Origin of the sequence: Mesorhizobium sp. M2A.F.Ca.ET.039.01.1.1 (assembly GCF_003998035.1) — a bacterium.
Classification (GTDB): Bacteria; Pseudomonadota; Alphaproteobacteria; order Rhizobiales; family Rhizobiaceae; genus Mesorhizobium.
Window position 1 is genome coordinate 1 of the sequence record NZ_RZRY01000367.1, and the last position, 6468, is coordinate 6468.

Consider the following 6468-nt stretch of genomic DNA (forward strand, 5'->3'; position numbering starts at 1 on the left):
GCTGATCGGCGGCGAGATCGCCTCGGCGAGGCGCCGCTATGGCGCCGGCGAAGCGCCGGTGGTGCTGGTCGCCTCGGGCGCGCTGGCCACGCTTTATGGCACGGCGCTCGGCTTTGCCGGCCTTGCCTTCCGCACCGTCGACGCCGATGAAGCGGTGCGCGCCGGCCTCGTCGAGGCCGCGCGCGAGAACGGCATGATTGGAGGCGCTTGATGAGCCAGACCGCACCCTTCCCGAAGCTCAGGCGAGGCCTTGTCGCCATCCTGCGCGGCTTGAAGCCGTCCGAGGCGGTGGCGATCGGCAAGGCGATCCATTACGCCGGCATCGAGGCGATCGAAGTGCCGCTCAATTCGCCGGAGCCGTTCGTCTCCATCGCCGATCTGGTCAAGGCGCTGCCGCAAACCGCGCTGATCGGCGCCGGCACGGTGCTGACGGCTGCGGACGTCGACGCCTTGCACAAGGCTGGCGGTCGCCTGCTGGTCAGCCCCAACATCGATGCCGAGGTCATGGGCCGCGCCATGCATCATGGCATGGTGACGATGCCTGGCGTGTTCACGCCCACCGAAGCTTTCCAGGCGATCCGGCTCGGCGCCTCGGCGCTGAAATTCTTCCCGGCGAGCGTGCTTGGAGCGAGCGGCATTGCCGCCATCCGCGCCGTGCTGCCGGCAGCGACGCTGATCGGCGCGGTCGGCGGCGTCTCCGACAAGGATTTTGCCGGCTACAAGGCGGTCGGCGTCAGCGTCTTCGGTCTTGGATCCAGTCTCTACAAGCCGGGCGCGACGGTTGAGGACGTGGCGCGGCGCGCCAGCGCCGCGGTCGCCGCCTGGGATGAAGCTTTCGGAGGATGACAATGGACGGCGTTTCGGTTTTTTCCGACCATATCTGCGAGCTCGGCGAAGGCCCGAGCTACGATCCCGCGACCGACACGCTGTTCTGGTTCGACATCCTCAACGGCAAGCTTCTGGAAAAGCCGCTCGCCGGCGCGCTGAAGGTGCATGACCTCGGCGTCATGGCCAGCGCCATCGCCGTCATCGACGCCGATCGCCAGCTCATCGCCACCGAGATCGGCCTGCAGGTCCGCGACGTGAAAACCGGCAGGCTGACGCTGCACACGCCGATCGAGGCCGACAATCCGGTGACGCGATCCAACGATTCCCGCGTCCATCCCTGCGGCGCGCTGTGGACCGGCACGATGGGCAAGGGCGAGGAGAAGGGCGCGGGCTCGATCTACTGGTTCTTCAAGGGCGAATTGCGCCGGCTGTTTTCCGGCATCACCGTCTCGAACTCGATCTGTTTTTCCCTGGACGGCACGATTGCCTACTACACCGACACAGCGACCGGGCTGCTGATGCGCGTCGCCTGCGATCCGGCGACCGGCCTGCCGGCCGGCGAAGTGAAGGTGTTCGTCGATCATCGCTCCTCGAAAGGCTATATCGACGGTTCGGTCGTCGACCGCGACGGCGTGCTGTGGAACGCCGTCTGGGGCGGCAAGGCGGTGAAGGCCTATGCGCCGGACGGCACGCTGCTGCGCGAGATCGCCATGCCGGTGACGCAGGCTTCCTGCCCCGCCTTTGTCGGCGCGAAAGCCGATCGCCTCGCCGTGACCTCGGCCTGGAGCGGCAAGGACGAAAAACAGCGCGCTCTCGATCCGCAAGCCGGCATGACCTTCCTGCTCGATATCCCGGTCAACGGCCGCTTCGAGCCACGCGTGCTGATCGCATAAGACGGTTGAACAGTATCAGGCAATCGCCTTAGGCCGGTCGGTTTCCCGCAAGCCGGCCGCTGCGGCCATGCGATGGTAGCGCCTGATTTCGCCCGGAGCATTCGATGCCGCAGCCGACCCTCATCCTCGTCTACGAGCCGGAAAAGGCCTGCCTCGACCGCCTGTCCGCCGACGGATACCCGGCGGATCGTGCCCTGGAAATTTCGTCCTATCTGGCGCAGTCGACCGACCTTGCGCCCGAATTCGACTTGCTCGCCGCCGCCTGCGAGAAGCGCGGCCTCGCTTTCAAGCCTGTAGAGCTCGACGACGCGGTGCCGGTGCTGGCAAAGGCCGATCCCGCAACAACGCTGGTCTGGACGCTGACCGACGGCATTGCCTATTTCCGGGGCGGCGCTTCGCCGGCGCTGGCGCGGCTGAACGGGCTGCGCACCATCGGCGCCGACGATTCGCTGTTTGCGCTCTGCCAGGACAAGTTCCGCTGCGGCGCCGTGCTTGGCGCGCTCGGCCTGCCGGTGCCGCAAGCCGGCCTGGCGCGCAACGGCGAATGGCTGGTCGAGCCGCCGGCCTCGCCCAAGGGCTGGTTCGTCAAGCCGAAGCGGCTCGGCGCCAAGATCGGCATCTGGCCGGATTCGCGCATCACCGATCTCGGCCATGCGCTGGAGCTTAGCCGGCGCGTCTTTTCCCATTACCGCGACGACGTCGTCGTCCAGCCCTATGTCGCCGGCCGCAACGTGCGCGCGAGCTTCCTTGGGCTAAAGCCCGAAACCGGCATCGAGGCGCTTGGTATCTTCTTTGTCGATTCCGGCGGCGACTTCCAGACCATGGCCGACTCGATGGCGCTTTATGGCGAGACCGGCCAGGCCGCGAAGGATGCGGGCACCTATGTCGAGCCGGAGCTGGAGGCTGTCGGCGCCAGCCAGCCGGCGGCGGATCGAAAAATCCGCGCCATCGCGCAAAAACTGATAAGCGGTCTCGGCCTGAGAGATGTCTTTTCCGTCGACCTCAGAGTCGACGCTGACGACACCGTCCACCTCATCGAGTTCGAAGTCTGCCCCGGCCTGCCCTGCTTCGATTTTCGCGACTATTGCCGCAGGGAATGGGGCATGAGCCTCGCGGATGCGATGGCTGAGACGGCGGCCAATAGGCTCTTTCGCTAAACGCCCTCGACCAGCACGATCTCGCCGTCGGCCACTTTCTGGCGAATGGCGGCGGCGCGCTGGTATTCCGGCGAGTGGTAGCAGTCATGCGCCACGGCCAGCGATTCGAACTCGATGATGACGTTGCGGGCGCGGCCCGGCCCTTCGGCCTTTTCATGCTCGCCGCCGCGCGCCAGGAATTTCGCGCCGAAGCGATCGAAGGCGAGCTTCGCGGCGGCGACATAATACTTGTATCCCTCGGCGTCGCGCACATCGACGCGAGCGATCCAATATCCCTTGGGCATTGCGTTCCTCCTGTTTGCGCGCACGGAGCGAGGACCGGTTCCGAAAGTCGCTCCGGTGAGGCAGCTGGTGGTTTTTTCGAGAACCGGAGCGGAGCGTACTTAAAGTACGTGAGTACCGGAAGCGCAGAAAACGCGCCGGAGTAGAGTTTCAGAACCGGTCCTCAGGCCGACTGCATCTCGGCGATTATCGCCTCGGCCGCGGCGCGGCGGTCCGGCGCCTTGACGATCGGCCGGCCGACGACGAGATGGCTGGCGCCGTTGCGGATCGCCTGCGCCGGCGTAACCACGCGTTTCTGGTCGCCATGGTCGCTGCCCGACGGGCGGATGCCCGGCGTCACCACCGCCAGGTCGGGGCCGACGATGCGGCGCACCGCTTCGGCCTCTTCCGCCGAGCAGACGATGCCGCCCATGCCGGCATGCAGCGCCTGTTCGGAGCGCCTGAGCACCAGCGTGTGCGGGTCGTATTCATAGCCGGCGTCGATCATGTCCTGCTCGTCCATCGAGGTCAGCACCGTCACACCAAGCAGGCACAGATCGCTGCCTTTGGCCGCCTCGACAGCCGCTCTCATCGTTTTGGGATAGGCATGCAGCGTCAGCATCGAGACACCCATTTTGACGATGTTCTCCACGCCCTTGGCCACGGTGTTGTCGATGTCGAGCAGCTTCATGTCGAGGAACACTTTGGTGCCGCCGCTGGCGAGCTCCCGCGCGAAGTCTAGCCCGCCGGCAAAGGCCAGCTGGTAGCCGATCTTGTAGAAGGAAACGGCGCCTTCGAGCTCGCGTACCGCCGTCTCGGCCTCCTTCAGCGTCGGAAGGTCGAGCCCGACGATCAAACGGCCCCGCATCGTGTCTGCCTCCGCGAAATTGATCACACCTCGATCCGGGTCGACAGCATGCGCGAGGTTTCCATCAGTGTACGGCATAGGCGCTCCATCGATTGGTGTAGTCTGGCGTCCCTGAATTGTCCGTCCTCGGCGAAGGCTTCGTCGGCCTCGGAGACTGAGCATTCCGGCGTGATCACCTCCATCTGGCAGCGCACCAGCACCGCGCGCAGATGGTTGATGCAGCGTATGCCGGCGAACTTGCCCTCGGAGGACGAGCAGAGCCCGACCGGCTTGCCGGCAAGCGGCCTGAAGGTGCGGCTGCCCTCACGGCGTATCCGGCTCACCCAGTCGATCGCGTTCTTGAGCAATGGCGGGATCGAGCCGTTATATTCGGGCGTCGCGATCAGGACCCCGTCATGCGCCGCGATCTGGCGGCCGAGCCTGAGCGCGTTCTCGGGGATGCCTTTTTCCTTTTCGAGGTCCTCGTCCATGATCGGCAGCGGATAGTCGCCGAGCGAGATGCGCGTCACTTCCGCGCCCTGCACGGCCAATTCCTTCTGCGCCACATCGGCGGTCCGGCCGCTATAGGCGCCGGTCCGGACCGAGCCGGCGAAGACGAGGATTCGTAGGATCACTGCCATGGGCCTGCTTCGCCAAGGGAGTAGGGGAGTAAGGGAATAGGGCAGTAGGGATAGTGCGGAAACTGAATGTTCATTCCCTATTCCCCTACTGCCTTACTCCCCTACTCCCTTAACCCTAATGCGCCGCGCGGCGATAGATCCACAGCTGCGTCGGCGGGATGTTGCGGAAGATGAAATCGAAATGCTCGACGGTGTAGTCGCCGCGCCCCGCCGGGATCGGCGACAGCGGGCCGTAGGTCAGCTGCACGATCGGCCGTCCGGCGGGAATGCGGTCGAGCAGGCTTTCGATATAGGCGATGCGCTGGGCGACCGGGAAATTGAGCAGCGGCACGCCGGAGACGACCGAATCGAACACCATGTCGCGCTTCTCGCCGAGCGTGGCATTTAGATTGAAGGCGTCGCCCTCGATCACGTTGACGCCGGGATAGAGCCCGCGCAGATGGCGCACGAAGTCGGTCGAATATTCGACCGCGTAGAGATTTTCCGGCTTTACACCCTGGGCGAGGATGGCGCGGGTGATTACGCCGGTGCCTGGCCCCACCTCAAGCACGGGCAGGCCAGATCTCGGATTGACGATCGAGGCCATCTTGCGGGCGGTGACGGAACTGGTGGGGACGATCGAGCCGACCGTTTTCGGCTTGTCGATCCAGCCTTTGAAGAACTTCAGCTCGTCGTCGAATTTTTCCGCCAGCGCTTTGCGCAATCCGGGACTACGTGCCATCAGAGCTCTCCTCAATGCTCGCCCCCCGATCCGCTACTTAGCAGGTGGGTGGGACAAGGCAAGGCGTCAAGCTGGCATAAGATGTTGCTGACGCTTGGGAAGCGGATCGCCCTCCCAGGCCGTGCGCAATGCTGGCGTGTGACGATCAGTTTTCGCCGAACGACTCGAAGAAGTCCTTCATGCGGGCGAAGAAGCCGCTCGACTGAGGCGAGTTGTCCTTCGAGGAGAGCTGCTCGAACTCTTCCAGCAATTCGCGCTGGCGGCGCGACAGGTTCTGCGGCGTCTCGACCGCCGTCTGGATGTAGAGGTCGCCGACATTGGCCTGGCGCAGCACCGGCATGCCTTTGCCCTTGAGGCGGAACTGGCGGCCGTTCTGCGTGCCTTCCGGCACTTTCACCTTGGTCTGCGTGCCGTCGAGCGTGGTGACCTCGAAGGAGCCGCCAAGGGCGGCCGTCGTCATCGAGATCGGCACTTTGCAATAAAGGTCTGCGCCGTCGCGCTGGAAGAATTCGTGCGGCTTTACCGCCAGGAAGATGTAAAGGTCGCCGGACGGCCCGCCGCGCAAGCCCGCCTCGCCCTCATTGGCCAGCCGGATGCGAGTGCCGTCCTCGATGCCGGCCGGGATGTTGACCGACAGCGAGCGCTCCTCGGTGACGCGGCCCTGTCCAGCGCATTTCGGGCAAGGGTCCTTGATCGTCTGGCCGCGGCCCTGGCATTGCGGGCAGGTGCGCTCGATCGAGAAGAAGCCTTGCGTGGCGCGCACCTTGCCGTGGCCGTGGCACATCGAGCAGGTCACCGGCTGCGTGCCGGGCTTGGCGCCGCTGCCGGAGCATTCCGAGCAGGAAATGGAAGCCGGCACGTGGATCTGCGCGGTCTTGCCGGAAAAGGCCTCTTCCAGCGTGATTTCCATGTTGTAGCGCAGGTCGGCGCCGCGTTCGCGGCCGCCCGACGAGCGGCGCTGGCGGCCACCCATCATGTCGCCGAAAATATCCTCGAAGATGTCCGCGAAACCGCCGGCGCCGAAGCCGTGCGCGGCGCCGTTCATGCCGCCCTCGAAGGCGGCGTGGCCGAAGCGGTCATAGGCGGCGCGCTTCTGCGGGTCCTTCAGCGTCTCGTAGGC

Annotated in this window: 9 protein-coding genes; 4 read left to right on the top strand and 5 right to left on the bottom strand. The window is 65.3% G+C overall.

Annotated features, from left to right (window positions below; all coding sequences use genetic code 11):
* The 4 genes from EOA24_RS23880 to EOA24_RS23895 form a co-directional block, all read left to right on the top strand.
* The coding region (locus EOA24_RS23880) for a 2-dehydro-3-deoxygalactonokinase (RefSeq protein ID WP_189354173.1) at positions 1-211 on the top strand (211 nt) is incomplete at its 5' end.
* Positions 211-846 carry a 2-dehydro-3-deoxy-6-phosphogalactonate aldolase gene (locus tag EOA24_RS23885; protein WP_126080211.1) on the top strand — a complete coding sequence of 212 codons (636 nt, stop codon included), beginning with the start codon at positions 211-213 and terminating at the stop codon, positions 844-846. The genes EOA24_RS23880 and EOA24_RS23885, both read left to right, overlap by 1 nt.
* On the top strand, positions 843-1721 hold the full coding sequence (locus EOA24_RS23890) for an SMP-30/gluconolactonase/LRE family protein (protein ID WP_127410125.1): 879 nt from the start codon (positions 843-845) through the stop codon (positions 1719-1721). Before EOA24_RS23885 ends, EOA24_RS23890 begins: the two co-directional genes overlap by 4 nt.
* A 104-nt stretch (positions 1722-1825) precedes the next feature.
* Positions 1826-2878: a D-alanine:D-lactate ligase-like protein gene (locus EOA24_RS23895; protein ID WP_127255352.1), complete on the top strand. Its 1053-nt coding sequence runs from the start codon at positions 1826-1828 to the stop codon at positions 2876-2878.
* Here the strand turns inward: EOA24_RS23895 and EOA24_RS23900 are convergent.
* From EOA24_RS23900 to EOA24_RS23920, 5 genes are all read right to left on the bottom strand, one after another.
* The gene (locus tag EOA24_RS23900; RefSeq protein ID WP_126080138.1) at positions 2875-3162 is read right to left on the bottom strand and encodes a DUF1330 domain-containing protein; all 288 of its coding nucleotides are present in this window, start codon (positions 3160-3162) and stop codon (positions 2875-2877) included. The genes EOA24_RS23895 and EOA24_RS23900 overlap by 4 nt on opposite strands.
* Before the next feature lie 161 nt (positions 3163-3323).
* Complete coding sequence (gene pyrF, locus EOA24_RS23905) at positions 3324-4007, bottom strand: orotidine-5'-phosphate decarboxylase (RefSeq protein WP_245467301.1); 684 nt, start codon at positions 4005-4007, stop codon at positions 3324-3326.
* A 23-nt stretch (positions 4008-4030) separates the two neighbouring features.
* Positions 4031-4627 (bottom strand): NADPH-dependent FMN reductase, encoded by a 597-nt coding sequence (locus tag EOA24_RS23910; protein ID WP_126080140.1) that lies wholly within the window; start codon positions 4625-4627, stop codon positions 4031-4033.
* Positions 4628-4742: 115 nt separating this feature from the next.
* Positions 4743-5348, bottom strand: coding sequence for a phospholipid N-methyltransferase PmtA (pmtA, locus tag EOA24_RS23915; protein ID WP_126080141.1), 606 nt, complete (start codon positions 5346-5348; stop codon positions 4743-4745).
* Positions 5349-5493: 145 nt separating this feature from the next.
* On the bottom strand, positions 5494-6468 hold a 975-nt coding region (locus EOA24_RS23920; protein ID WP_133374587.1), incomplete at its 5' end, for a molecular chaperone DnaJ.

Coding starts and splice junctions, on each gene's coding strand:
- EOA24_RS23885 (WP_126080211.1), top strand. CDS start 211: ATGAGCCAGACCGCACCCTTCCCGAAGCTCAGGCGAGGCCTTGTCGCC.
- EOA24_RS23890 (WP_127410125.1), top strand. CDS start 843: ATGACAATGGACGGCGTTTCGGTTTTTTCCGACCATATCTGCGAGCTC.
- EOA24_RS23895 (WP_127255352.1), top strand. CDS start 1,826: ATGCCGCAGCCGACCCTCATCCTCGTCTACGAGCCGGAAAAGGCCTGC.
- EOA24_RS23900 (WP_126080138.1), bottom strand. CDS start 3,162: ATGCCCAAGGGATATTGGATCGCTCGCGTCGATGTGCGCGACGCCGAG.
- pyrF (WP_245467301.1), bottom strand. CDS start 4,007: ATGCGGGGCCGTTTGATCGTCGGGCTCGACCTTCCGACGCTGAAGGAG.
- EOA24_RS23910 (WP_126080140.1), bottom strand. CDS start 4,627: ATGGCAGTGATCCTACGAATCCTCGTCTTCGCCGGCTCGGTCCGGACC.
- pmtA (WP_126080141.1), bottom strand. CDS start 5,348: ATGGCACGTAGTCCCGGATTGCGCAAAGCGCTGGCGGAAAAATTCGAC.